The sequence below is a fragment of the Paracoccus haematequi genome (assembly GCF_900631945.1).
Classification (GTDB): domain Bacteria; phylum Pseudomonadota; class Alphaproteobacteria; order Rhodobacterales; family Rhodobacteraceae; genus Paracoccus; species Paracoccus haematequi_A.
This window is the reverse complement of sequence record NZ_UZWE01000029.1, coordinates 105852-129827: the sequence shown is the minus strand read 5'-3', so window position 1 is coordinate 129827 and position 23976 is coordinate 105852. Positions and strand designations below refer to the sequence as shown.

Below are 23976 nucleotides of genomic sequence, written 5' to 3'. Positions count from 1 at the left end.
ATGCGAGGGCGGCCGCGCTTACGCGAACACCAGGGGATCATCGTTGAAGAAGACGATGCTGTCGGCGGTCACGCCCGTTCCGCGGATATAGATGGCGTCGTCCTGACCCTGGGGATCGTCCAGATAGGCGACGACCGTGGCCCCCGCCTGCTGGATCCGCGCGACCGAAACGCCCTCGGCCAGCGAGATCCGGTCCACGCCGACCTCGTAATCGGTGATCGTGGTCCGCGCCCGCACCCCGTCCAGGGCCTCGAAGCCGAAATGGAACACATCGGCCCCGGCACCGCCGGTCAGCTGATCCATGTTGCCGCCCGCGCCGATCAGCAGGTCGGCGCCGTCCGTGCCTTGCAGCCGGTCGCGCCCCGCCGTGCCCATCACGATGTTCATCGAGGGGGCGTCGTCCAGCCGGACCACGGCAAGGTTGTCAAAGCCCAGCCCGGTGCTGGCATAGCTGTAAAGCGCGACGCCCCCCTTGGCGAAAGCCGTGTCGGCGACCAGCGATTCGAAGACCTCGATCCCGTCCACGCTGACCGACAGGCGGTCCCCCTCGGCCTCGACACGCAGGCGCATCGTCTGGTCCTGGGCATAGTTGTGCCAGCCGCGCGCCAGCACGGTCTCGTAGCCGTCTTCGACGCGGATGATCTGGGCCAGTCCCGCCTGATCGTCCAGTTCGACCTTGTAGTAATTCTGGTCATCGACATAGCGGACCAGAACCCCAAGGGCATCGTCATCGGATGGCGTCACGTCCACCTCGACCGCGTAATCGGTCCAGTCCCGCCCGCCCTCGATCAGCGCATAGGTGCCGTCGCGCAGGATATAGGCGCCCTCGCCGCCCTTGGACCAGGCCCCCCATCCCGGACCCTGCTGGCCCGATCCGATATCGCTGTCCTGAACCAGAACGCCATCCACGATCCGCCAGTCCGAGGGCATGTTCGTGCCGTTGTCCACGATGGTATAACGGTCCAGCGACCCGCTGCGGAAATCGTCGGCGAACAGCAGCTTGTCGCGGCCCGTCACCTCAAGATCGACGCGATCCTGCGAGACCTTGCCGTTCACATCCGTGACCCGCAGCGTGACCTGCGATTCGCCGACGCCCGCGGCAATCACCGCGTCGCGGCCGGTCGCGACAACCTTGCCGCCCAGCAGCCATTCATAGCTGGCGACAGCGGCGGGGCTGATGGTCGCGGCAGCGGTGACGGCGATGCCCTCGCGCCCGTCGCCGTCCAGATCGATGGCACAGGTCTGGCCCAGGGCGCGGGCCGACAACACCTGGCCGTTCACCGACACCTCGTCGAAGGACGCGCGGTCCATCGAACGGCTGAGGATCCCGACCGTGCCGCCCGACAGCGGATCGGCATCGACGACCGGGCCGCCGAACAGAAGCTGATCGTCCAGCGTGACGATGATGCCGTTGTCGCCGACCGCGATGCGCAGATCCTGATCCGCGTGGTGGCGATAGGCGCCCGATTCCTGCGCCAGGACCGTGCGTTCGCCGTTCTGGACGCGGACAAGCTGTCGGGTGAAGCTCTGCTGGTCGATGGCCAGTTCGTAGTGGTTGTCTTCATCCTGCCAATAGAACACCGCGCCGATGGTGTCGTTGTCCGCGGGATGGACCACCATGTCGAAGACGTAATCGGTCCAGTCGGCATCGGGATTACCCTGATAGACCAGCAGTTCGTTCCCGCCGTTGGTCTGGGCGTATAGCGCGCCCTCGCCTTCGCCATCGGGATTGCCGAAGATCGAGCCTTTCAGCAGGAAGGATCCCGGATTGTCCGCAGGCGCCAGCGTGCCGATGGCGGCCTTGCCGAAATCCAGCCGATCCAGCGCGCCGTCGAAGTTCATCTGGAAGGCGCCTTGGGTGGCCGATCCGGCCAGCGGACCGTCGGCATCGACCCCGCCCATCGCGGCGATATCGGCATCCGACAGCCGTTCCGGGGTAAAGGCCACCGCGTTCACGAACATTTCCGACGTATAGTTGTCGCGGTCGGCGAACAGCAGGAAACCCTTGTCCGCGTCGATGGTCCAGCGGCTGCCATCGGCGACGTTGCCGTCGACCGTCTGCGTGCCGACCAGCGTGCCGTCGATGTATTTGCGCATCACATGCGCGCCGTCCTCGACCGTGACGCTGATGGTCACGCGGTTCCATTGGCCGAACTTGAATTCGCCCCCATAGACGCCCAGCGTGCCAAGCCCGCCATCGTCTTGCAGATACAGATCGGCATCGGTGGTATTGGTCACATCGGTCTGGAACAGGCCCGCCCAACCCTTGGCCGGACGGTCCGCCAGGATGTCCAGGACCAGCGTATAGTCCAGGATCTGGCCGGTCGCATCCGGCTTGACCAGAATGCCCTGATCGGGTTGCAGCGCGGCGATCCGCGCCACGCTGGCCGGTTCCGCCGCAGGCTGGCCGCCGCCATAGGGGCGCAGGTCGATGGCCGGGGTCTTCAGACGGCTGTCGAAGCTGTCGGCGCGGCCCTGCGCGCCGCCGTTGTAATCGTCCCATTCGTCGGCATCGGCGATGGCGATCACACCGTCGCCCAGCTTGAAGTGATCGCGCTCCTGCCGGTCGGCCGAGGTCCAGAATTCGGGCGTGGCAAAGCTCCAGCCGCTCCATTCCGTGGTGCCGGGGGCCATGCCTTCGGCATTCTCGCGGTCCCAGCCCTCGGGCGTCTCGTGGGTCCAGCCCAGCCGGTCGGCGGGGATGTTTTCATCGGCGGCCGGTTGCAGCTTGTCGGTCAGCCCGTCAAAGCTTTCCGACAGCAGCAGCTTGCGCCCCTCGGGGGTGTCCACGCTGACCTCGACATCGTCGATGGCCCACCACCAGTCATTGTCCGCGCCGCCGAGCCGGAAGCCGAAGCTGACCGATTCCGCCGACACCGGCGCTTCGAAATCGATCGAGACGCGCTCGTTGACGTGATCCAGCGAACTGTTGCCGCCGGTATTGGCGGTGGTGACGGATTTCAGCACGCTCCAGGTCGCGCCGCCGTCATAGGACAGCATGACATCGCCGGTCATCTTGTCATAGGGGCGGAAGCTCGAATCGAACGAGAGGTTCAGCGAGATCGTTTCGCCATCGTTCACGGCAGGCTTCTGGAAGCCCGTGTCGGTGCCGATCCGGAAGGGCGGGCGGGCGGCGTCAGGCGTGGTCCAGCCCTGCGCCTTGCCGTCGTCGAAGGTCTCGGTCAGCAAGTGGCGCGGGCCCTCGACGATGACGGTCTTTTCGTCGCGGCTGACGTTACCCCGATCGTCGCTGACCTCCAGCACCAGACGGTTGGTGCCCTGCCCCAGTTCGACCGACAGTCCGGGCTTGTCGCCCTCGGCCAGCAGCAAGCCCTGCGCGTCATACCAGCGATAGGTCAGCGCGCGCCCGTCATCCGGCAGGATCGTGCCCGAGGCATCCAGCGTCACGTCCGCCAACCCATCGGCATCGGCCGCCAGAACCAGATCCGCGCCAGCCTTGGCGATGGCGATCTCTTTCGGGGCACCGATCCCGGCGTTCTCGAAGGTTTCCTGATGGTCCACGCGGTCGAAGAACTTGTCCAGCCCGCTGAACTTGGTGTGCGTGGTGATGCGGTCGTTGTCGGGGTCGACCACGACGATACGGAAGGCGCCGTTGCCCGCGCGTCCCCCCAGCGAGGCGTCGCCGCCGCCGGTGATCTCATCCGCGATGCCGTTTTGATAGTTGACGAAAATCTGATACAGGGTGTTGCCGCCCGCAGTCTGGCTGACCACGGTCTCGGCCCCGTCCAGGAAGTTGTGGCCGTTGAAGGTGAAGCTGATGTTGGGATATTTCGACGCCAGCTCGCGATACATGTCCTCACCGTCGTTGACGTTGCGGACATCGTCGCGGATGCCATAGCCCCAGCCGCCGTTCTCGCCGGTCAGCGCCTCGGTGGTGGGATCGACGCGCTTGTCGCCGCCGTTCCAGGAATGGGTGTTGAGGATGACGCGGTGGTCCAGATGGCCCTCGATCACCTCGCCCGCCCATCGCAGCACGTCGTCGGGGGCGCCGAATTCCAGGCTGAGGATCAGCCAGTCCTGCCCGTCCGGGCTGGTGAAGGTATTGTAACTGTTGCGCAGCGAAGGCTGGTCGTAACCGTCATAGGTGCCGTCCACGCCCAGTTGTTCGGGCGTGAAGTAATCGTCGATCTTCGAGGTGAAGTCCTGCGCATGTCCGCCGTCGCCTTGGTCGTGGTTGCCCACCGCCAGCGTATAGTCGATGACGCCGTCCATATGGCTCCAGGCGTCCTTGGCGATCTGCCACTGATGGTCATAGTTGTTGTCGGTCACATCGCCGACCTGCAACACATGGGCGATGTTCAGCGCGTCCTTGTGGGCGGCGATATGCTGGATCATCTCGGCGAACATGGCCCGGATTTCCGGGTCCGTGGTCGAGGTATAGCTTTGCGTGTCCGGCACGGCGATGAAGCTGTAGGCATTCGGACCCGCAACGATGGCGCGGAAGCTGTCGGTGACGCTGTTGCCCTCGGCATCCTTGAAGGTCAGCGTCAGGTCGGCATGGCCAAGCGCGCCCGGCTCGATCGTCAGCACGCCGTCCTGGATCGTGGCGGTCGCACTGCCCGCGTCCGAGGTGGTGATCTCGAACCCGGTCGCGCCAGGGTAAAGATCGCCGAGGTCAAAGATCGAGGCCGCGTTCTGGCGCAGCAGGAAGTCCATCATCATCGCTGTTCAATCCCATGATTCTGGCGCACCGGCGGCACCGGCACGATGTCGACAGGCGGCGGATGCGGATGACGGGCATCCCGCCATGATCCGCCTTGCGGGCAACCTGGGCGACGGGACAGGTCAGGGACAAATTCATTCTGTGGCAAAACAGTTAATCGCCATCGAAGTGACCACGCCCCTGGGATGATCAATGGCTTCGTATTTCATCCAAAGGATGTGCCGGAACGAACCCGCCTTTCCCCACAGCCCCGTCGCGGACTGCGACAGAATATCCGACCCAAATAATCTGGATTGACTCGGCGCATGGGTGGCGTAGTGATCGAATCGCGGCACCGAGCAGGGGAAACGCCATGCTTGCACCATTCCTGATCATGCTGCGCGAGGGGCTGGAGGCCGCGCTGATCGTCGGCATCATCGCGGGATACCTGCGCCGCACGGGGCGCGCGGCCTGGCTGCCCGCCGTCTGGATCGGCGTGTTCCTGGCCATCGCCGCCGCCCTGTTCGCGGGCGCCGCGCTGCAACTGGCAAGCGCCTCGTTCCCGCAAAAGGCGCAGGAACTGTTCGAAGGCGTGATCGGGCTTGTCGCCGTGGCGGTGCTGGTCTGGATGGTCTTCTGGATGCGCCGCGCGGCGCGGTCGATGAAGTCGACGCTGCACGCCTCGGTCGAGGCGGCGGTGGGCGGCGGGGCCTGGGCGCTGATCGGCATGGTGTTCCTGGCCGTCGCCCGCGAGGGGCTGGAATCGATCTTCTTCCTGCTGGCGGTGCTTCAGCAAAGCCGCGACGCGATGGCGCCGCTGGGCGCGGCCCTGGGGGTCGCCGTCTCGGCCGGGATCGGCTGGGGGATCTATGCGGGCGCGCTGCGGCTGGATCTGGCGCGCTTCTTCCGCTGGACGGGGGTCTTCATCCTGTTCGTGGCCGCCGGGCTGCTGGCGGGATCGCTGAAGGCCCTGCACGAGGCGGGCGTCTGGAACGGCTTGCAGGCGCGCGTCTATGACATCAGCCACATCCTGCCCGAAACCAGCCCCTTGGGCACGGTGCTGGCGGGCGTCCTGGGATACCGCGACGCCCCCACCCTGGGCGAGGTCGTCGTGTATGCAGCCTTCCTGACGGTGATGCTGGTCCTGTTCCTGCGCCCCGACGCGGCCGCCGCGCCGCGCCGCCACTCTGTCCGGGATCTGACATGACCGACGCTCCTTCCCGCGCGGGCCTGGGTCTTGCCGCCGCCCTGGCCGCCCTGCTGGCCGTGGCCGGGGGCGGCGCCTTCTGGTATGCCGCGCGGCAAAACGCCGCCGCCAATAGCGGCGCGGTGGCCGACATCACCGTCAGCGTCGACGCGCAAAGCTGCGATCCCGGCGACATCACCGTCGCAGGCGGCAGGCGCAGCTTCGAAATCGTGAACAATTCGGATCGCCCCATCGAATGGGAGATCCTGGACGGCGTGATGGTCGTGGCCGAGCGCGAGAACATCGCCCCCGGCTTTCGCCAGACCCTGACCGTGCAACTGGCGCCCGGCGATTACGCGATCACCTGCGGGCTGCTGTCGAACCCGCGCGGCAGCCTGCATGTCACCGCCTCGGACGAGGCGGCGGCCGCCGCGTCCCAGGTCACGCTGCGCAAGTTCCTGGGGCCGCTGTCGGAATACCGCGTCTATCTGGTGATGCAGGCCAATGCCGCCGTGAAGACCGCTCAGGCGCTGCGGACCGCCATCGCGGCGGGCGACCTGCCCGGCGCGCAACAGGCGTGGAAGGCCGCCCGCATCCCCTATCGGCATATCGAGCCGCTGGCCTCGCGGCTGTCGGATCTGGAAAACGCCATCGACCCCAATGCCGCCTATCTGGCGGGGCGCGAGGCGGATCCGGGCTTCACCGGCTATCACCGGCTGGAATACGGGCTGTTCGGGCAGGCCGGCACAGACGGGCTGCTGCCCGTCGCCGACCGCCTGATAGCCGACCTGCAAGACCTGTCGACGCGGCTGAAGGCGGTGGACCTGGACCCCGCCTTGCTGACCGCCCTGCCCGGCGCGGCGGCGGGCCAGCTTGCCACCGCCCATGTCCCCGCGGGCGAGAACCTGTATGCCGGCAACGACCTTGAGGAATTGCAGGCCAGCCTGGACGGGATCGGCAAGCTGGCCGGACTGCTGCGGTCGGTGGCGGCGGGGGTCGATCCGGCCCTCGACGACGACATCGGCGCGGCGCAGGCCCAGGTCGAACGGGATCTGGCGGCGCTGAAACAGGGCGGGGGCTGGCCCGCCTATGACCAGGTGCCGGACGATGCCCGGCATCGCCTGGCCGCTTCCCTGACCGCTTTCCAGGCGGTGCTGGACCGGCTGCAACCCGTGATCGGACTCGACTGAGATGCGCCTTGCCCCGACCCGCCGCGCCGTCCTTCTGGGCCTGGGGGCCAGCGGCCTGGCGCTTGCCGCGCGCGCCGGGGAACCCGCCCCCCAGGTCAGCGACGCGCCCCCCGCCGATGCCGGGACCGCCGCGCAGCGGGTGCCGTTCCACGGCCCGCACCAGGCGGGGATCACCACGCCGCGCCCGGAAAACGGCATCCTCGCGTCCTTCGACGTGGTGGCGGGATCGGTCGACGACCTGGAACGGATGCTGCGGCTGCTGACCGACCGCGCGCGGTTCCTGACCGGGGGCGGTCCGGTCCCCGACCTGGATCCGGTGCTGCCGCCCGCCGGGTCGGGGCTGCTGGGGCCGGTGATCCTGCCCGGCAACCTGACCATCACCGTGGCCCTGGGCGCGTCGCTGTTCGACGACCGGCCCTGGCTGGCGGGCCTGAAACCCGCGACCCTGCAACGCATGGCGCGGTTTCCGAACGACGCCCTGGATCCCGCTTTGTGCCATGGCGACCTGTCGATCCAGTTCTGCGCCAATCTTCAGGACACCAACATCCATGCCTTGCGCGACATCGTGAAGACCCTGCCGGAATTCCTGGTGCTGCGCTGGATGGTCGAGGGCAACGTGCCCCCGGTCGTCCCCGATGCCAAAGGCGCCACGCCGAGCGCGCGGAATTTCCTGGGTTTCCGCGACGGATCGGCCAATCCCGATTCCAACGACGCCGCGCTGATGGACCGGATCGTCTGGACCCATGGCGCGCATGAACCCGACTGGGCGCAGGGCGGCAGCTATCAGGCGGCGCGGATCATCCGCAACATGGTGGAACGCTGGGACCGCACGGCCCTGGTCGAACAGGAACGCGTCTTCGGGCGGCGCAAGATGACCGGCGCGCCGCTGGACGGCGGCCCGGACGCGACCGAACAGCAGGTTCCCGATTATGCCGCCGATCCCGAAGGGCGCGTCACCGACGCCGAATCGCATATCCGGCTGGCCAATCCGCGCGACGCGGAAAGCCAGAAGAACCTGATCCTGCGCCGTCCCTTCAACTATTCCCGCGGCGCGCTGAAAAACGGCCAGTTGGACCAGGGCCTGCTGTTCATCTGCTGGCAGGCCGACCTGGAGGCGGGCTTCATCGCCGTGCAGAACCGCCTGAACGGCGAGCCGCTCGAGGAATATATCAAGCCCATCGGCGGCGGTTACTTCTTCGCCCTGCCCGGCGTCCGCGACGATGCGGATTACCTGGGCCGGGCGCTTGTCGACGCAGCCCGGCGGACGTGACGCCCAGCCAACCCATCCCCGACGATCACGAGGAGACCTTGAGATGATCGCAACCCTTCTTCGCGGCACCGCCCTGGGCCTTGGCCTTGCCACCGCCGCGCTTGCCGCCGAACCATCGCTGGAACTGGTCGGGCCGCTGTCCGATTACAAGATTTTCGTGGCCGAAAACACCGCGCAGCTGGTGACGGATGCCGAAGCCTTCGTCGCCGCCATCAAGGCGGGCGACCTGGACCGCGCCAAGTCGCTGTTCGCGCCGACCCGCACCAGCTATGAACGGATCGAACCCATCGCCGAACTGTTCTCGGATCTGGACGTGTCGATCGACGCGCGCGCCGACGATTACGAAAAGGCCGAACAGGATCCCGCCTTCACCGGATTTCACCGCATCGAATATGGGCTGTGGTCGCAGGGTTCGACCGAGGGGCTGGATCCCTATGCCGACAAGCTGCTGGCCGACATCAAGGATCTGGACGCGCGGATCAGCGCGCTGACCTTCCCGCCGGAAGTCGTGGTGGGCGGCGCCGCCGTGCTGATGGAAGAGGTCGCGGCCACCAAGATCTCGGGCGAGGAGGACCGCTACAGCCGCACCGACCTGTGGGATTTCGACGCGAATTTCGAAGGATCCGAAAAGATCTATACCCTGTTCCGCCCGCTGATCGAAGCCGACAACGCCGATTTCGTGGCCAAGGTGGACGGCAATTTCGCGGCCGTGGACGAGGTGCTGGCGAAATACAGGACCGCCGACGGCGGCTTCGTGTCCTATGAGGAACTGACCGATGCCGACCGCACCGCGCTGTCGGCCAAGGTCAACACCCTGGCCGAGGATCTGGCGACCCTGCGCGGCAAGCTGGGCCTGGGCTGACCGCTTCCCGGGGGCGGGACCGGCCCGCCCCCTGTCACGCCAGCTTGTGCGGCGGCACCGGGGCATAGCCGCCCAGGCGCGACGTGCGCAGCCCCAGCCGCACCAGCGATTCGCACAGCGCCACCGCGCAACTGACCCCGTCCAGCACCGGGATCCCATGGTCCGCCGACAGCCGCCCGGCCAGATCGGTCATGCCCGCGCAGCCCAGCACGATGGCCTCGGCCCGGTCGTCGGCAATGGCACGGGCGATTTCCGCGCTGATGCGGGTGCTGGCGTCGCTGCCCGGTTCCTCCAGCTCCAGCACCGCGACCTCGGACGACCGGACGCGGGCGCAGCGCGCCCACAGGCCATAGCGGTGCAGGTTGTGTTCCAGGGCCGGGACCGACCGCGCCAGCGTCGTCACCACCGAGAAGCGGTTGGCGATCATCGAGGCCATGTGATAGGCGGCCTCGCCGATGCCCACGACCGGCTTGTCGGTCAGGCAGCGCGCGGCGTCCAGGCCGGTATCGTCGAAACAGGCGATCACCACCCCGTCCACGTCGGGATTGTCGCGGATCACCCCCAGCAGCCCTGCCAGGCTGATGGCCTCGTCGTAATAGCCCTCGATCGAGGCGGGGCCGTGGGCGGGGTTCAGGGCCAGGATCTCGGTCCCCGGCGCGGCGGCGCGTCGGGCGGCGGCGCCGATCTTGGCGGTCATCGACGCGGTGGTGTTGGGGTTCAGGACCAGGATGCGCATTCACACCTCTCCGCCCAGATAGGCGGCCTTGACGCGCGGATCGTCCAGAAGCGCGCGCGAATTTCCCGACAGCACCACCTGGCCGGTGGACAGCGCATAGGCCCGGTTCGAAATCGACAGCGCCATGCGGCTGTTCTGTTCGACCAGCAGCACCGACACGCCTTCGTCGCGGCTGATCGCCACGATGGCCCGCGCGATGTCCTGGACCAGCTTCGGCGCGATGCCAAGGCTGGGTTCGTCCAGCAGCAGCAGCCGCGGCCTGGCCATCAGCGCGCGGCCGATCACCATCATCTGCTGTTCGCCCCCCGACAGGGTGCTGGCCTGTTGGCCGATGCGTTCGCGCAGGCGCGGAAACCGCTCCAGCACCGCGTCCAGCGTCTGCGCGATGCCCGCCTTGTCGCTGCGGGTGAAGGCGCCCATCAGCAGGTTGTCGCGCACGCTCATCAGCGGAAAGACGCGGCGGCCTTCGGGGACCATGACGATGCCCTTGCGCACGATCTCGGCGGGGGACGACCCGTCAAGCCGGTCGCCCAGATAGGTGATCCGGCCCGACCGGATCGGCCGCAGCCCGGTGATCGCCCGCAGGATCGAGGACTTGCCCGCGCCGTTCGCGCCGATCAGGGCCACCGTCTCGCCCTCGTGCAGGTCCAGCGACACGCCCTTCAGGGCATAGACGTGATCGTAGTAAAGTTCGACATTCTCGAAACCCAGCATCCGTGTCACCGCCTATATCCCGATTGCCGCATCTTCCGACCCCAGATAGGCCTCGATCACGCGGGGATCGGCCTGGATCTCGGCCGGGCCGCCCTCGGCGATCTTCTGGCCGAAATTGATGCAGACGATCCGGTCCGAGATCTTCATCACCGCCGGCATGTCGTGTTCGACCAGCAGCACGGTGACACCGCGTTCGTCGCGCAGCCGCCGCACCAGGGCCACCATGCGCATCGTCTCGTCGTGGTTCATGCCCGCGAAGGGTTCGTCCAGCAGGATAACCTGCGGCTGCGTGGCCAGCCCGATGGCCATGCCGAGCGCGCGCAGATGGCCCTGCGGCAGATTCGAGGCCAGTTCGTCCCGGATCTCGACCAAGCCCAGGAAGCCGATGATGTCGTCGGCGGACCGGGCGAAATCGGCCTCGTCCGCGCGGGCCTGGGCGCTGTTCAGGAAATAGCCCAGCAGGCTGGCGCGGGACCGCAGGTGATGGGCGACGATGACGTTCTCGCGCACCGTCATCGACTTGAAGATGGTGGTTTCCTGAAAGGTCCGCACCACCCCCATCCGCGCCACCTTGTGCGGCGGCAGGCCCGAGATGCGGTCCCCCTTGTAGCGCACCTCGCCCGCCGTGGGCCGTTCGAACCCGGCGATCTGCTTGAACAGCGTCGATTTTCCCGCCCCGTTCGGGCCAATCACGGACAGGATTTCCCCCTGCGCCACATCGAAGCTGATGTCGTTGTTAGCCGTCAGCCCGCCGAATTTCTTGGTCAGGTTGCGGATTTCCAGGATCGCGGTCATTTCCCCGCCCCCTTCCTGTCGAACAGGCTGAGAACGCCGTTGGGCAGCACCAGCATCAGCGCGATCATCGTGCCGGAGTAGATCAGCAACTGGTACTGGCCCGCGACCTGCAACAGATCCCAGCCGAAATACAGAAGCAGCGTGCCCAGCATCGGCCCGAAGACATAGCCCAGGCCGCCGACGAAGCAGTACAGCATGAAGTTCACGCTGTCTTGCACCACGAAGGACGACGGATAGATGGATTGCGAGATCGACACGAACATCGCCCCCGCCACACCCCCGAAAAAGCTGGAGATCGCATAGGCCAGCACCCGCAGCCAGGCGGTGTTGACGCCGATGGATGCCGACAGTTCCTCGTTCTGCTGAAGGCTGCGGCACAGGTGGCCCAGCCGCGAATTCACGATCCGCCACAGCACCAGATAGACCAGCACCATCACCGTGACAGCCACGAAGTAAAACGCCTGGCGCGGGTTTTCCAGCGTGGCGAAATCGGGGATCAGGGTGACGCCCATCACCGAGACACCCCCCGGCAGCGGGATCGAGGTGATGCCCTTGGCGCCGTTGGTGATCGGCAGCGCCAGGGCGGTCAGGCGCGCGACCTCGGTCAGGACCAGCGTGACCATCGCGAAATAGACGCCGCGCAACCGCAGGATCGGCCAGCCGATCAGCACCGAGATCAAGGCGCAGAACAGCCCCGCCAGCGGCAGCGTCAGCCAGAAGCTGACGCCCCCCTGGGTCATCAGGATGGTCGAGACATAGCCCCCCGCCAGGGCATAGGCGCCCTGCCCGATGTTGATCCGGCCGATATAGAAGGTCAGCCAGACCCCCGCCGCCGCGACGGACAGCAGCGCCACCGAGGTCAGCGTGTAATAGAAATCCCACCGCCCCGTCGCCGCGATGAAGGCAGGCACGACGCCGAAGACGAAGGCCAGGAACAGCACCACGCCCAGCACCTGCCGCGTGGACCGGCGGGTCCGGTCCGGCGCCCGCCCCGAATAAGCCTGTGTTTGCGTATCCATCGCTCAGCCCCAGGGTTTGCCCATCAGGCCCTGCGGCCGGATGGCAAGAAAGACCATCAGCGTGGCGAAGATCACCAGATAGGTGACATCGCCATAGGACGACAGGACCGACAGCCCGACGCTTTCCATCATCCCCAGGATGAAGCCCCCGGCGATGGCGCCGGAGATGACGCTCGCCCCGCCGATCATGATCATCAGGAACGCCTTGACCGAGGTCGGCCCGCCCATCCCCAGGTTCACGCCGGTGATCGTGACCAGCAAGGCGCCGACCAGCCCCGCCAGCATCGCGCCCATGGCGAAGCCGATCATCGAATAGCGGTCCACATCGACCCCCATCAGCTGCGCGGCCATGCGGTCCTGGGCAAGCGCGCGCATGGCGCGGCCCGCCTTGGAATATTGCATGAACAGGATGAAGCCCGCGATCAGCGCGATGGCCAGCACCCCGATCAGGATCCGGTCATAGGGCATGATCAGCCGGAAATCCCAGTTGAACACCCCGTTCACGATCTTGGGCACGCCGCGCTGCTTTTCGCCGAACAGCAGCAGGATCACCGCGTCCAGGAAGAACGCGATCCCCGCCGCCAGCAGCATGGTCGATTCGTCGCGCTTGGACCGCCGGATCACCGGGCGGAACAGGAACCGCTCGATCAGCGCGCCCATCACACCCAGGACCAGGGCCGATGCGACCAGCCCCAGGATGAAGGGCATTCCCAGTTGCGCCACGACCGTATAGCAGACGAAGCCGCCGAACACATACATCTGCCCATGGGCAAAGTTCAGCACGTTCATCAGTGAAAAGATAAGTGTCAGGCCCAGTGCGATCAGCGCGTATTGCGCGCCGAGATACAGCCCGTTTGCGATGATCTGTTCCATCCCGCCGCCCCGCTGTCGTTGAAAGGCGGGGTCCGGCTGCCCGGACCCCGGATGATGCGCGGTCAGTCGACCTCGGCCACGAACAGGGTCTCGAACTTGCCGCCCCGGTATTCGTTCACGACCAGCGGCACGGCGATCTGGCGCTTCTGCCCGAAAGAGCTTTGGCCGACATAGCGCAGCTTGGCGTCGCCGACCATGAAGGGGTTCGGCGCTTCGAACGTGTCGATGGTGGTCTTGAAGGCCTCCACGTCGTCGATGGCGGCGGGGTTCGCCTTCAGCGTCTCGATGATGTATTCCAGGGCATAGACCTTGGTGTTCGATTCATCGTTATATTCGCCGAACATCTTGGTATAGCGGTCCACGAATTCCCGCATCGTGTCCGAGGCCAGTTCCGGGGTCGAGGCGCCGCCGACCGAGATGAAGCCCTCGGCCAGATCGCCCGCCCCTTCGGCCAGCACGCTGGCATCCTGCGCGGTCTCGGTGGAGATCAGCCCCTCGTATCCCAGTTCGCGGGCCGACCGGATCAGTTGCGGCGCGTTGGCGGGCGACACGCCCGACAGCACCAGCAGGTCGGGCTGGGCTTGCAGCACCGGCAGCAGGACCGGAGTGAAGTCGGTGGTGTCCACCTGATAGGTCACCTTGTCCGAGACCACCTCGAGGCCCAGGGCCTTGGCGGCCTCGATCCCGGAATCCCGCTGGCTCAGCGGGTCGGATTCGTTGGCGGCGACGAAGGCCACCTTCTGCACGCCCTTGTTGTCCATGAGGTATTTGTAGATCGCCGGGCCGGACTGGTAATTCGCCACCATCCCCAGGATCGCGTTCGAGGCAGGCGCGACATACAGTTCCTTGGGGAAGGCATAGGGGAAATAGATGATGCCGTTCTGTTCGGCCACCGGGCGGACGGCGGCGGCGCCGTCGTCGACATTGGGACCGACGACGTAATGCACCCCCTCCTGCGCCATGCGCTCCATCCCGGCGATGGCGCGCTTGGGATCCTTCTGGTCGTCGAAGGCGACGATCTGGATGTCATAGGTGGTGTCGCCGATCTGGACGCCGCCCAGTTCGTTCAGCCAGGCGGCGCGTGTTTCCAGCGACCGCTGGTTCGAGATGCCCCAGGCAGCCGCAGGCCCCGAGGTGACGCCCACGAAACCGATCTTCAGCGTGGGGTTCTGGGCATGGGCGGCGGGGGTCAGGACAAGACTGGCGGCGAAGGCCAGGGCGGTGGATTTCAGGACATGACGACGCAGCATGAATGGCTCCCTGTTCGGATGCGCCTTGTTGCCCGGCGGCCCGAACCCGCCGGCGGCGCTTTTCATCCTGTCATGCTGGACCAGTTAACACAGATGTCAACATTTTTGTTAACAATCTGGAAGGGCGGCTTGTCTTGCTGTAACCTGGTCCTGACCCTATTTCCGGGGGGAACGACAGCAAATTGCAGGGAAACGATCGCCGATGGACGCAGCGGACGCAGCAGCAGAAGCCGCCGAGATTGGCGAAGAAGACATCGTCGAGCATATTTTCGAGGCAGTCATAGAACAGCGCCTGCCCCCCGGAACGAAACTTTCCGAATCGGCCCTGTGCGACGCCTTCGGCGTGGGTCGGATGCGGATCCGCCGCGCCCTGCTGCTTCTGGCCAGCCGCCAGATCGTCGAGCTTCATGCCAATCGCGGCGCCTTCGTCGCCAGCCCCACCAGCGAACAGGCGCACGAGGTGTTCGAGGCGCGGCTGATGCTGGAACCCTCGATCGCGCGGCTGGCGGTGACGCGGGCGACGGATGCGGAAATCGCCCTGCTGGCCGATCACATCGAACGCGAACATCAGGCCCACCATGCCGGGCGGCGGCGCGACGCGATCCGCCTGTCGGGCCAGTTCCACGGGCTGCTGGCGCAGGTCGCCGGCAATCCCACCATGATGCGGATCATGAAAGAGATGATCACCCGCACCTCGCTGATCATCGGCATCTTCGGCGCCCAGGACATGACCGACTGCCGCGACCACGACCATTCCCGCATCGTGGACCGGATCCGCGCCCGCGACGCCGACGGGGCGGCCCGGCTGATGCAGGACCATCTCCAGCAGATCAAGACCGACCTCGATCTCAGCAACAAGGTGACGACGGGGCTGGATCTGGTGTCGATCCTGAAGCGATAGCAAACCGAGGCGCAGGGTGGCGACGGGCATCAAGCGGGCTGCATCGGCGTTTCGCCGGACCGGCGGTAATGGGGATCGGGGTTGGGGGTGGCCGAAGCACGATGTCGGCTGCGCCACCGTGGACCCTTGATGGTCCCACCGTTTGGCGCCCCGGCAAGAAAGTCCCACTGCCCGCGCCATAGCGCCATGGATGCCGGTCTCGCCCAAGGCGACGCTTCTGATAGAAAACCCGTCGGACAAGAGGCCCGGACGCGGAAACCGCCGTGACAGAGTGCCTGCTCGGCGCGACTTCGACGGCCACGCTGCATGATTTCCCGCCCAGAACACCGCAAGGACGGCCCGAACGCGGCCAGAGAATCAAGCGGAAACTGCCCGCTTGTCACGCGCCCTCAGAAAACCTTTCCTTCGCCGATCTTATTGCCCGGATACCGCCGCAGCAGCGCAAGGCACACCCGCTCGGCCCGCTTCCGCTTCTAGAAGGTCGGTGAAAAGCCGTGCCGGGCCTGATCTCATGCGGAAGCCGGAAAATCGGTCCGAACACGCCCCGCCTGGCGCGATTTTCTGCGAATCCAAGAGTTTGGGGGAGATTTCCATCGCGAAACGACCCCAGGATGATTTTCAGAAACCTGTCAGAGGCGCCGTTCACTCTCCTCTAGCCGCCCCACAGCGAAACAAGCCCGATCGCCAGGGATCCGACCGCGATGACGGCGCCCGACAGCGCCACAGCGGCCAGCCATCCGGGCGCGCGACCAGCGGGGGCATCCACCGCCGAGATGCCACTTTCGAGCCGTAGCTGCACCAGTTCCAGCCGGTCCTGGAACTGCGCCCGGTCCCCCTCAGCCGACGCGGCCTCCGCGCGCAGGCCGGCGATCTGGTCGCGCAGGTCGGCCAGTTCGGCAAGGATCAGACCAAGCGCCTTCCTTTCGGGCGAAACCGGCCTCGCCGCGCCCCCCACGGGGTGCAAGGGCAGCGCGATCCCGTCATGCGACCTGGCCGTGACCGCGACCGTGAAGTCCATCCCCTCTTCCAGCGGGGGGTCGAAGGCGAAGGCAAAGCCATAGGCCCCCGTGCCGACCGCCTGGCGTTCCAAATCCTTGCGCGGCCGGTTGGCGGTCGTTGTCCCGACCAACCGCCCTTCGCGGCGCAGCTCGACCGTCGCGCAGCGGGCGGCGTCGGTCCGGTCGATCACCCAACCCGCCACGCGGTCGGCGCGCAATACGTCGATCACGCCATACAGCCGGGGTTCCTTCGCGGCCTGCGGAAAAGGCGTCTGGTCTGTCATCCGGCAATCCTTGTGACGATGCGGCCCGGCAACGCGACATGCCGGAATCCTCGAGATCCAATTGATGCGCCCCCCGGCATCCGGGGGCGCGGTTCGTCATGTCCGCCCGCCGTGGCACAGCGAACGCGCCTCAGGCCCATCTGCCGGCATCCGCGCCCGAACCGTTCACCACCGAGGCTTACCCAGGGGCGCAGGAAATGGCGCAAGCCAATCCACCGGCCCGGCAGGCGCCGCTGTCCTCATTCAGCTGGCCTGCGCCAAAGGCCGCGAGAAGCGCGCCGCAAGATCGGCGGCCAGGCCCTGCGGATCGCGCAACGCATCCGCCGTCACGACAGGCCCATCGTAGGGCGCAAGCTGCCCAATCCCGGCCAGTTCCTCGATCCGGTCCAGGGCCGCGCCGATATCGTCCAGCGGCGCCGAGAACAGGTCGAAAATCGAATAGCGCCACCATTGCAGGGCCAGCAGACGGGCGACCACCTCCTCGGGGAAGCGCAGGCGCACCACCCGGCCCGGCGTTCCCACCACGATGGAATAGGGCGGAACGTCGCGCAGCACGACGGCCCGCGCACCAATGATCGACCCCGTTCCGATCGTCACGCCCGACTTGATGAAGGCGCCCTGGCCGATCCAGACATCATGGCCGATCTCGATGATCGGGCAGCTTGCCTTGAAGGGGCGCAGGCCGCGGCGGATTTCCTCTTGCCGGTCCGGGGCGACAAGGTCTCGCCAGCCGTTCACCTGCGGGAAATAGGCCGTGCGAGAGGTCGTCAGCCAGTCGGTCGGATGTTCGTGCGTCCCGATGATCACCCCCGAGGCGATCGAGCAATAGCGCCCGAAGCGCACATTGTTGATCGTCCCGCCGCTGAGATTGCAGAAGGCGCCGATGTCGATGAACGCCCCCTGCGACACCGCCGCGATGATCGAGGTCGGACCTTCGATCCGCGATCCCGCGGCAAGCCGCCCCGTCTGGAGAAGTCCCGGAAGGCGCAGGCCCGCCCGGTCTAGCGCCGGAAGATCGGCGTGTTTCAGCGTGAAGGTGCCTTCGTTCATTCTCGTTCCCCCTGTTTCCCGATCCGATTGTCGCCTAGGAAGGTTAAGAATTCACTCATCCCGCATCGCCCTGCGCAGATGCCGCAGGATCGGTTCCAGCAGGTAATCGCCCGCGCGCCGTTCGCCCGTCTGGATCGCCACCTCGACCGGCAGCCGCCCAGCGTGCAGACCAGGAACAGGATCGTCGCCAGCGCCGTCAGGAACATCGGCCGATAGGCAGGCAGGGTGTCGTCGTCGGGGATCGCGGTCATGACAGGCGCGCCTTTTCTGCGACGGCGGATGCGCGGCGGCGGGGTCCGAGGGCCGCCAGCACCTCGGCCTTGTCGCCGTAATGGGCCACCGCGCCGTCGCGCAGCAGGACCAGGCGGTCGGCCTTGTTCAGGATCGACATCCGCTGCGCCACGATCAGCACGGCGGCGCCCGAGGCGCGGGCCTGGTCCACCGCCTGGATCAGCGCGGCCTCACCCTCGGCATCCAGCGAGGAATTGGGTTCGTCCAGCACCAGAAGCCGGGGACGCCCGAAGACCGACCATCAGCCGGGCCAGCGTCGATTTCCCCGCCCCCGAAGGACCGATCACGCCGACCATTTCCCCCGGCCCGATTGCAAAGCCGATATTGCGCAGCAAGGGCGCGTCCTGTCCCGGCGAGACATAGCTGAGCCGGTCGACCAGAAGATCGGCCCGGCCGACCGGAACCTCGACGGGCAGGTTATTATTCGATCAAGGCCCTTAACCCAACCGACATCGTCCCCGCCAGTCCCGACCATGTGGCCGGGCTGCTGGCAAGCGCGGCGTGACGCAAAGCGGCGTTCAACTGAAGCGGGTCGAATAATCGACGCCGCGCTTGCAGTTCCAGACGATCAGGATGATCCACCCAACGATGGGCACAATCAACAGCAACTGCCACCAGCCGGAGCGGTCGATGTCGTGCAACCGGCGCGCCTGAACTGCAATGCCGGGTAGAAACAGAGCAAGCGTCACGATCCATCCGAAAGCAGTCTCGCGACCGGCAAAAAAGCCTTCAAGAAAACCTATCGCAAGCTGCAACAAAGTCGAAAACAGTGTCCAATACCAGTATTCTGATCGGCTCGCCCGGCCACTAAATGTCGCATATTTCGACAGGCAGAGGGCAACCGCATCGATGAGACCCCGAGGCGGAGCTGCATAACCTGAGCTTTCCAATTCGGAAAAGCGCAATGCGTCGGCACCTGTTCCGGCGGAGTTTTTGTCCAGGGGATCGGGCGAAGGCATGAAGGCAGGCCGCATGGCTAGGGGAACAGGCGGCGGCACGTTTAGGAATTCCGCCCCCAATTCGGTATCCTTCGCCGCCTGCCATTCAGGCATTCTCTGTTTCCACACAGGCGTTTCCGGTGCCAGCGTGCCCGCAGCGATCCGTGCCTTGATGTCGTCCAATGACAGGGGTCCAAGCCTGTTGCCATCAGGTTCCGCAATGAACCAATCGCTCATGTGACAATTCCCCTCACCTTGGTTCGTGACGATGACCCAAGTTAACCGGCAGAACTCGGTCATGGAAAGCGGATGTTTTCGCTTCCGGATTTGTTTTTTCAAGCTTGTGGGATCATTATCGTCATGCCGGTTCGATTCCTTTTTCCATGGCGGGCTGAAAATGCAGAATCTGCGCATCCTTGTAATTATCCTTCTGGGTGTGATCGCCGGTTGCGCCGTTATGGCTGTCGGAGTGGCGACCCACTGGGCGATGAATCGCGGCTCCGCTCCGACGGCGCAGTTTTCTGATACCGATCTTCTCAGTTTCAGGCCGGCGTCCGACGCGATCTTTCATCTATGTCCGACGCTCGAGGATCTGGACGGATTTCTGGATACGGTCGTGCGAAGCAACTACTGGCTAGCCGCGATGGCCCTGGAAAAGCACCAGGAGAAATGCCCGGCATATACCCTGAAACACCCCGAAATAACCGTCGAGGTCATCTCCCGGACGCCGGCACCCCTGTCCGGCTATGATGCTCTGATCCTTGCCAAGATAACCTTTACTGATCTTGGCGATCGGTATCTGGCCCTGATGCAGAAGCAGACGACGGGACTGGCCGAGGGCGCGCAGCACTCGATCCTTGCCTATCGGACCGAAAACGGGATCACCGAAGCCTTGAACGAGGCTTTAAGCGGCGACTGACGCTCTTCGTCATACAGACGGCGCCGATCCCTCGATCATCCGGGCGATCTGGCCGGGATCATAGGGCTTTTGCAGCACCGGGATGCGCGCATAGTCCTCGTTCAGCCCCGCCTGGCCATAGCCGCTGGCGAAAATGAAGGGGATGCCGCGCCGCAGCAGGCAGTCGGCCACAGGAAAGGACTGCTGGCCCGCCAGGTTGATGTCCAGGATGGCGAAATCGAAATCCTCGTGCTCGGCGGCGGCAAGGGCGGGTTGCAGGCGCATCGCCGGGCCGACCGGGTGATGGCCCAGGTCGGTCACGATATCCTCCAGCAGCATGGCGATCAGGACTTCGTCCTCGACGATCAGAATGCGCGCCATGGGGTCAGGTCGCCTCGTCGCGGACCGCCTCGACCGAGGCGGTCAGGGTGAAGGCGACCCCGTCCGGCCGATAGTCGATCCAGGCCTGGCCCTGCAACTGGTCGGGCAGCACCTGCAGGATCAGCCGCGATCCGAAGCCCCGGCGGCCGCTTTCGACCACGGGCGGCCCCCCGGCTTCGGTCCAGTCCAGCCGGAACAGCTGGTCCCCGCCCACCGACCAGCCGATCCGCACGCGGCCCGCGGGCACCGACAGGGCGCCGTATTTGACCGCGTTGGTGCCCAGCTCGTGCAGCGCCAGGGCGATCGAGATGGCGGCATAGGGGCCGACCCGCATGTCCGGGCCGGACAGCCGGAAGGCGTCGGGTCCGGGGCCGCAGAACGGGTGGATGGCGCTTTCGACCAGGGCGCGCAGATCGGCGCCGTCCCAGTTCTCGCGGGTCAGCACGTTGTGGGCGCCCGCCAGCGCCATGATCCGCGCGGTGATCGCCTGGGCCGCGTCCTTCGGCGTCGTGGCATGGCGCAGGGTCTGGGTGACGATCGACTGCACGGCGGCGAGGCTGTTCTTGACCCGGTGGTTCAGTTCGTTGATCAGCAGCCGCTGGTGGTTTTCGGCCCGGACGCGTTCGGTCACGTCCGATCCCTGCACGAAGATATGCGCGACGGTGCCGTCCTCGTCGCGGATCGGCTGATAGACGAAATCCAGGAAGCGTTCCTCCAGCGGTCCCTGGTCGCGCCACCGCAGCAGGATGCGCTGCGCCGTGCGCGTTACCGCCTCGCCCGAGCTGTAGACGTGGTCCAGCAGGTCCAGAAAGCCCTGGTCGGCGACCTCGGGCAGGGCGTCGCGGACAGCCAGGCCGATCACGTCGCGCCCGCCGATCAGCTTGCGGTATTCCGGGTTGACCAGGGTGAAGACGTGCTCGGGACCGCTGACCATGGTCATGAAGGTCGGCGCCTGGGAAAACAGGGCTTGCAGGCGCTGAAACTCGGCCCGGTTGCGGCGTTCGGCCAGAACGCGGTCGGTCGTCTCGATCACGATGGCGATCACGCCGGCGGGCTTGCCGCTTTCGTCAAGCACCGGCGAATAGTCCAGGTTCATCCAGACCTGTTCCGGATAGCCCTTGCGATGCAGCGTCAGTTCCTGGTCCTGATAGGCCAGGGTGCCGCCCGCCAGGCCGACCTTCATGACGTTGTCGCTGAAATCCGCGACCTCGGGCCAGCCTTCGCGGACATTCGACCCGAACAGCGCCGGATGCCGGTGCCCGGCAAAGACGGAATAGGCGTCGTTATAGATCATCACGCCTTCCTCGCCCCACAGCATGACGATGGGAACCGGGGACTGGATCAGCAGCGCCGTCGCGGTCTTCAGCGATTGCGGCCATGTCTCGACCCGGCCCAACGGGGTCCGCCCCCAGTCGAAGTCGCGGACAAGCCGGGCGGCGGGTCCGGTATGGCCCAGGAAGGCAAAGGGATCGTCGGCGGGAACGGGGGGCGTCATGAGGTCCATGGGCGGCTGCAACATCCTGGCAATAGCCGTGAAACGGGCCGCGCCGTCAAGGCACCCGCTTGCGGGACACGCGCCCCGGTCCCCGCCCGTCAGATGTTCTTCTGCTGGCCCAGTTCGATCACCCGGTTCGAGGGCAGGCGGTAATAGTTCGTCGGTTCGGCGGCGGATCGGTACAGGCGCACGAAGATCCGGCTCATCCAGTGGGGCATCAGGGTGCCCCGGCCCGACCGCAGCGTCCGCCGGTTCAGGAAGAAAGACGTGGACATGATGTCGAATTTCTGGCCCTCGCGCTTGGCCTCGGCCAGGGCGCGGGGGACGTTCGGCTGTTCCATGTAGCCGAAGGCCAGCCAGGCCCGCCAGAATCCGGGCGCGACGCTTTCCAGACGCAGCCGGGCGTCGTTCGGCACGCGCGGGGTGGTGGCGCTTTCGACCTTCACGATGAAGTTCCGCTCATGCAGCACGCGGTTGTGCTTGAGGTTGTGCAGCAGCGCGGGGGGCGCGACCATCGGATCGGCGGTCAGGAACACCGCCGTGCCCGGCACGATCACCGGGGGCGATTTCGCCAGCTTTCCGGCCAGCAGATCCAGGCTGATGCTTTCTTCCGCCAGCTTGTCCTGCAAGCGGCGCATCCCCTCGACCCAGATCACCATCAGGGCGATGGCGCAGGCGGCGAAGACCAGCGGGATATAGCCGCCGTCCAGAAGCTTCATCAGGTTGGCCGAAAAGAAGATCAGCTCGATCGTCAGCACCGGCACCATGACCAGGGCGATCAGCGGCCAGCCCCAGCCCCAGGCCCAGCGGAACACGATCACCGCCAGGGCCGAGGTGATCACCATGTCCCCCGTCACCGCGATGCCATAGGCGCTTGCCAGCCGGGCCGAGGATCCGAAGGCCAGCACCAGCGACACCACGCCCAGCAGCAGGATCGCGTTGACCTTGGGCAGATAGATCTGCCCGGCCTGCGTGTCCGAGGTATAGATGATGTGCAGCCGCGGCAGCAGGCCCATCTGCACCGCCTGCGCCGCGACCGAGAACGCGCCCGAGATCACCGCCTGCGAGGCGATCACCGTGGCCGCCGTGGCCAGGATCACCAGCGGCGCCAGGAACCAGTCGGGGGCCATCAGGAAAAACGGGTTCGACACGGTTTCGGGATGGGCCAGCACCATCGCCCCCTGCCCCAGATAGGACAGCGCCAGGGCCGGAAAGACCAGCACGCTCCAGGCCGTGCGGATGGCGCTGCGGCCGAAATGGCCCATGTCGGCATACAGCGCCTCGGCCCCGGTCACGGCCAGGAAGACCGACCCCAGGACCGGCATCGCGGCGATGCCGTAATGGGTCAGAAACCCCAGGGCGCGCAGCGGGTTCAGCGCCTGGAGGATGCGCGCGTCGTCGGCGATATGGCCGATTCCCAGGATCGCCATGGTGGAAAACCACACCAGCATCACCGGCCCGAACAGCCGGGCGATCCGGTCCGTGCCGCCGCGCTGCACCCAGAACAGCGCGGTGACGATGCCCAGCGTGACCGGCACCACCCAGGGTTCGAAATCCGGCTGGACCAGGGTCAGCCCCTCGACCGCCGACAGGACCGAGATGGCGGGCGTGATCATGCTGTCTCCGAAGAACAGCGACACGCCGACGATCCCCAGCAGCATCAGCAGGCGCCGCCGCCGGGCGCGCGGGCCGACCTTCAGCGCGCCCTGCGCCTTGGCGACCAGCGACAGGGTGCCGCCTTCGCCGTTGTTGTCCGCGCGCAGGATCAGGATGACGTATTTCACCGTCACGATCAGCACCACTGTCCAGAACAGCAGCGACACGATGCCGATGACGGATGTCTCGGGCAGCCCTTCCTCGTGGGCATGGACCAGCGATTCCCGCAGCGCATACAGCGGCGAGGTGCCGATGTCGCCATAGACCACCCCCAGGCAGGCCAGCACAAGCGCGGGCGTCAGCCGGGACGGGTCATGATGATGGTGGGGGGGCGCGATCCCGGCCGCAGGGGGGGTGGCGGCGGCTTCTTCGCTGGCCATTCAGGCACTCCGGCTGCGGCATCCGCGGAGATATGGCCTTGCCGTTCACACGCTTCAAGACAAATTTACCGGGCGGTTCCGCAAATCCGCTGCGCCTCTACCTATGGTTGATCGACTTGCCGTCACGCCTGCCAGGGGATGTTGTT

Annotated in this window: 22 protein-coding genes; 6 read left to right on the top strand and 16 right to left on the bottom strand. The window is 66.2% G+C overall.

Annotation, left to right across the window (positions count from 1 at the left end; all coding sequences use genetic code 11):
- Window positions 1-18: 18 nt before the first annotated feature.
- Window positions 19-4680 carry a hypothetical protein gene (locus tag PARHAE_RS09260; RefSeq protein WP_164555198.1) on the bottom strand — a complete coding sequence of 1554 codons (4662 nt, stop codon included), beginning with the start codon at window positions 4678-4680 and terminating at the stop codon, window positions 19-21.
- A 356-nt stretch (window positions 4681-5036) separates the two neighbouring features.
- Between PARHAE_RS09260 and efeU the strand changes: the two genes are divergently transcribed.
- Genes efeU through efeO (PARHAE_RS09240) form a run of 4 tightly spaced genes read left to right on the top strand, consistent with a single transcriptional unit; the run spans window position 5037 to window position 9171 of the window.
- Window positions 5037-5870, top strand: coding sequence for an iron uptake transporter permease EfeU (gene efeU / locus PARHAE_RS09255; RefSeq protein ID WP_126154329.1), 834 nt, complete (start codon window positions 5037-5039; stop codon window positions 5868-5870).
- Window positions 5867-7039 carry an iron uptake system protein EfeO gene (efeO, locus tag PARHAE_RS09250; protein WP_126154328.1) on the top strand — a complete coding sequence of 391 codons (1173 nt, stop codon included), beginning with the start codon at window positions 5867-5869 and terminating at the stop codon, window positions 7037-7039. The genes efeU and efeO (PARHAE_RS09250) overlap by 4 nt, the downstream gene beginning before the upstream one ends.
- A gap of 1 nt (window position 7040) precedes the next feature.
- On the top strand, window positions 7041-8309 hold the full coding sequence (efeB, locus tag PARHAE_RS09245; RefSeq protein WP_126154327.1) for an iron uptake transporter deferrochelatase/peroxidase subunit: 1269 nt from the start codon (window positions 7041-7043) through the stop codon (window positions 8307-8309).
- A 43-nt stretch (window positions 8310-8352) separates the two neighbouring features.
- Window positions 8353-9171: an iron uptake system protein EfeO gene (gene efeO / locus PARHAE_RS09240; RefSeq protein WP_126154326.1), complete on the top strand. Its 819-nt coding sequence runs from the start codon at window positions 8353-8355 to the stop codon at window positions 9169-9171.
- 34 nt (window positions 9172-9205) lie between these two features.
- Here efeO (PARHAE_RS09240) and PARHAE_RS09235 read toward each other — a convergent pair whose 3' ends face one another.
- From PARHAE_RS09235 to PARHAE_RS09210, 6 genes are all read right to left on the bottom strand, one after another.
- Window positions 9206-9907 carry an aspartate/glutamate racemase family protein gene (locus tag PARHAE_RS09235; protein ID WP_126154325.1) on the bottom strand — a complete coding sequence of 234 codons (702 nt, stop codon included), beginning with the start codon at window positions 9905-9907 and terminating at the stop codon, window positions 9206-9208.
- Window positions 9908-10630, bottom strand: a complete 723-nt coding sequence (locus PARHAE_RS09230; RefSeq protein WP_126154324.1) for an ABC transporter ATP-binding protein — start codon at window positions 10628-10630, stop codon at window positions 9908-9910.
- A gap of 3 nt (window positions 10631-10633) precedes the next feature.
- Window positions 10634-11416, bottom strand: coding sequence for an ABC transporter ATP-binding protein (locus PARHAE_RS09225; protein ID WP_126154323.1), 783 nt, complete (start codon window positions 11414-11416; stop codon window positions 10634-10636).
- Window positions 11413-12435, bottom strand: coding sequence for a branched-chain amino acid ABC transporter permease (locus tag PARHAE_RS09220; RefSeq protein WP_126154322.1), 1023 nt, complete (start codon window positions 12433-12435; stop codon window positions 11413-11415). The genes PARHAE_RS09225 and PARHAE_RS09220 overlap by 4 nt, the downstream gene beginning before the upstream one ends.
- 3 nt (window positions 12436-12438) lie before the next feature.
- Entirely contained in the window at window positions 12439-13308 is an 870-nt protein-coding gene (locus tag PARHAE_RS09215) for a branched-chain amino acid ABC transporter permease (RefSeq protein ID WP_126154321.1), read from the bottom strand.
- 62 nt (window positions 13309-13370) lie between these two features.
- Window positions 13371-14558 carry an ABC transporter substrate-binding protein gene (locus PARHAE_RS09210; protein ID WP_126154320.1) on the bottom strand — a complete coding sequence of 396 codons (1188 nt, stop codon included), beginning with the start codon at window positions 14556-14558 and terminating at the stop codon, window positions 13371-13373.
- 202 nt (window positions 14559-14760) lie between these two features.
- On the opposite strand from PARHAE_RS09210, the gene PARHAE_RS09205 reads away from it, so the two are divergent.
- On the top strand, window positions 14761-15459 hold the full coding sequence (locus tag PARHAE_RS09205; RefSeq protein WP_126154319.1) for a GntR family transcriptional regulator: 699 nt from the start codon (window positions 14761-14763) through the stop codon (window positions 15457-15459).
- 652 nt (window positions 15460-16111) lie between these two features.
- On the opposite strand, the gene PARHAE_RS09200 is transcribed toward PARHAE_RS09205, so the two are convergent.
- The 6 genes from PARHAE_RS09200 to PARHAE_RS09185 all read right to left on the bottom strand — a co-directional run bounded on the left by PARHAE_RS09200 (window position 16112) and on the right by PARHAE_RS09185 (window position 19257).
- On the bottom strand, window positions 16112-16741 hold the full coding sequence (locus PARHAE_RS09200) for a hypothetical protein (RefSeq protein ID WP_126154318.1): 630 nt from the start codon (window positions 16739-16741) through the stop codon (window positions 16112-16114).
- 243 nt (window positions 16742-16984) lie between these two features.
- The gene (locus PARHAE_RS22095; RefSeq protein WP_126154317.1) at window positions 16985-17791 is read right to left on the bottom strand and encodes a CatB-related O-acetyltransferase; all 807 of its coding nucleotides are present in this window, start codon (window positions 17789-17791) and stop codon (window positions 16985-16987) included.
- Window positions 17788-18042, bottom strand: a complete 255-nt coding sequence (locus PARHAE_RS21375; RefSeq protein WP_206436912.1) for a hypothetical protein — start codon at window positions 18040-18042, stop codon at window positions 17788-17790. Before PARHAE_RS21375 ends, PARHAE_RS22095 begins: the two co-directional genes overlap by 4 nt.
- The gene (locus tag PARHAE_RS21370) at window positions 18039-18293 is read right to left on the bottom strand and encodes a hypothetical protein (RefSeq protein ID WP_206436911.1); all 255 of its coding nucleotides are present in this window, start codon (window positions 18291-18293) and stop codon (window positions 18039-18041) included. The genes PARHAE_RS21375 and PARHAE_RS21370 overlap by 4 nt, the downstream gene beginning before the upstream one ends.
- Window positions 18253-18378 (bottom strand): ATP-binding cassette domain-containing protein, encoded by a 126-nt coding sequence (locus tag PARHAE_RS21890; RefSeq protein WP_277600662.1) that lies wholly within the window; start codon window positions 18376-18378, stop codon window positions 18253-18255. The genes PARHAE_RS21370 and PARHAE_RS21890 overlap by 41 nt, the downstream gene beginning before the upstream one ends.
- Before the next feature lie 222 nt (window positions 18379-18600).
- Window positions 18601-19257, bottom strand: coding sequence for a DUF805 domain-containing protein (locus tag PARHAE_RS09185; protein ID WP_164555197.1), 657 nt, complete (start codon window positions 19255-19257; stop codon window positions 18601-18603).
- A 31-nt stretch (window positions 19258-19288) separates the two neighbouring features.
- Here PARHAE_RS09185 and PARHAE_RS09180 point away from each other — a divergent pair, with 31 nt between their 5' ends.
- On the top strand, window positions 19289-19939 hold the full coding sequence (locus PARHAE_RS09180; RefSeq protein ID WP_164555196.1) for a hypothetical protein: 651 nt from the start codon (window positions 19289-19291) through the stop codon (window positions 19937-19939).
- A 9-nt stretch (window positions 19940-19948) separates the two neighbouring features.
- Here PARHAE_RS09180 and PARHAE_RS09175 read toward each other — a convergent pair whose 3' ends face one another.
- The 3 genes from PARHAE_RS09175 to PARHAE_RS09165 form a co-directional block, all read right to left on the bottom strand.
- Complete coding sequence (locus PARHAE_RS09175) at window positions 19949-20299, bottom strand: response regulator (protein ID WP_126154314.1); 351 nt, start codon at window positions 20297-20299, stop codon at window positions 19949-19951.
- A gap of 4 nt (window positions 20300-20303) precedes the next feature.
- The gene (locus tag PARHAE_RS21045; RefSeq protein ID WP_206436910.1) at window positions 20304-21794 is read right to left on the bottom strand and encodes a sensor histidine kinase; all 1491 of its coding nucleotides are present in this window, start codon (window positions 21792-21794) and stop codon (window positions 20304-20306) included.
- A 98-nt stretch (window positions 21795-21892) separates the two neighbouring features.
- Complete coding sequence (locus PARHAE_RS09165) at window positions 21893-23830, bottom strand: potassium transporter Kup (RefSeq protein WP_126154313.1); 1938 nt, start codon at window positions 23828-23830, stop codon at window positions 21893-21895.
- Window positions 23831-23976 lie beyond the last annotated feature (146 nt).

Excerpts from the sequence above, each read along its gene's own strand:
- PARHAE_RS21045 (WP_206436910.1), bottom strand. The coding sequence starts at position 21,794 with ATGACGCCCCCCGTTCCCGCCGACGATCCCTTTGCCTTCCTGGGCCAT.
- PARHAE_RS09205 (WP_126154319.1), top strand. The coding sequence starts at position 14,761 with ATGGACGCAGCGGACGCAGCAGCAGAAGCCGCCGAGATTGGCGAAGAA.
- PARHAE_RS09260 (WP_164555198.1), bottom strand. The coding sequence starts at position 4,680 with ATGATGGACTTCCTGCTGCGCCAGAACGCGGCCTCGATCTTTGACCTC.
- PARHAE_RS09175 (WP_126154314.1), bottom strand. The coding sequence starts at position 20,299 with ATGGCGCGCATTCTGATCGTCGAGGACGAAGTCCTGATCGCCATGCTG.
- PARHAE_RS21375 (WP_206436912.1), bottom strand. The coding sequence starts at position 18,042 with ATGACCGCGATCCCCGACGACGACACCCTGCCTGCCTATCGGCCGATG.
- PARHAE_RS09220 (WP_126154322.1), bottom strand. The coding sequence starts at position 12,435 with ATGGATACGCAAACACAGGCTTATTCGGGGCGGGCGCCGGACCGGACC.
- efeB (WP_126154327.1), top strand. The coding sequence starts at position 7,041 with ATGCGCCTTGCCCCGACCCGCCGCGCCGTCCTTCTGGGCCTGGGGGCC.
- PARHAE_RS22095 (WP_126154317.1), bottom strand. The coding sequence starts at position 17,791 with ATGAACGAAGGCACCTTCACGCTGAAACACGCCGATCTTCCGGCGCTA.
- PARHAE_RS09215 (WP_126154321.1), bottom strand. The coding sequence starts at position 13,308 with ATGGAACAGATCATCGCAAACGGGCTGTATCTCGGCGCGCAATACGCG.
- PARHAE_RS09185 (WP_164555197.1), bottom strand. The coding sequence starts at position 19,257 with ATGAGCGATTGGTTCATTGCGGAACCTGATGGCAACAGGCTTGGACCC.
- PARHAE_RS09225 (WP_126154323.1), bottom strand. The coding sequence starts at position 11,416 with ATGACCGCGATCCTGGAAATCCGCAACCTGACCAAGAAATTCGGCGGG.
- efeU (WP_126154329.1), top strand. The coding sequence starts at position 5,037 with ATGCTTGCACCATTCCTGATCATGCTGCGCGAGGGGCTGGAGGCCGCG.
- PARHAE_RS09165 (WP_126154313.1), bottom strand. The coding sequence starts at position 23,830 with ATGGCCAGCGAAGAAGCCGCCGCCACCCCCCCTGCGGCCGGGATCGCG.
- PARHAE_RS09180 (WP_164555196.1), top strand. The coding sequence starts at position 19,289 with ATGACCCAAGTTAACCGGCAGAACTCGGTCATGGAAAGCGGATGTTTT.
- efeO (WP_126154326.1), top strand. The coding sequence starts at position 8,353 with ATGATCGCAACCCTTCTTCGCGGCACCGCCCTGGGCCTTGGCCTTGCC.
- PARHAE_RS09200 (WP_126154318.1), bottom strand. The coding sequence starts at position 16,741 with ATGACAGACCAGACGCCTTTTCCGCAGGCCGCGAAGGAACCCCGGCTG.
- PARHAE_RS09235 (WP_126154325.1), bottom strand. The coding sequence starts at position 9,907 with ATGCGCATCCTGGTCCTGAACCCCAACACCACCGCGTCGATGACCGCC.
- PARHAE_RS09210 (WP_126154320.1), bottom strand. The coding sequence starts at position 14,558 with ATGCTGCGTCGTCATGTCCTGAAATCCACCGCCCTGGCCTTCGCCGCC.
- efeO (WP_126154328.1), top strand. The coding sequence starts at position 5,867 with ATGACCGACGCTCCTTCCCGCGCGGGCCTGGGTCTTGCCGCCGCCCTG.
- PARHAE_RS21890 (WP_277600662.1), bottom strand. The coding sequence starts at position 18,378 with ATGGTCGGCGTGATCGGTCCTTCGGGGGCGGGGAAATCGACGCTGGCC.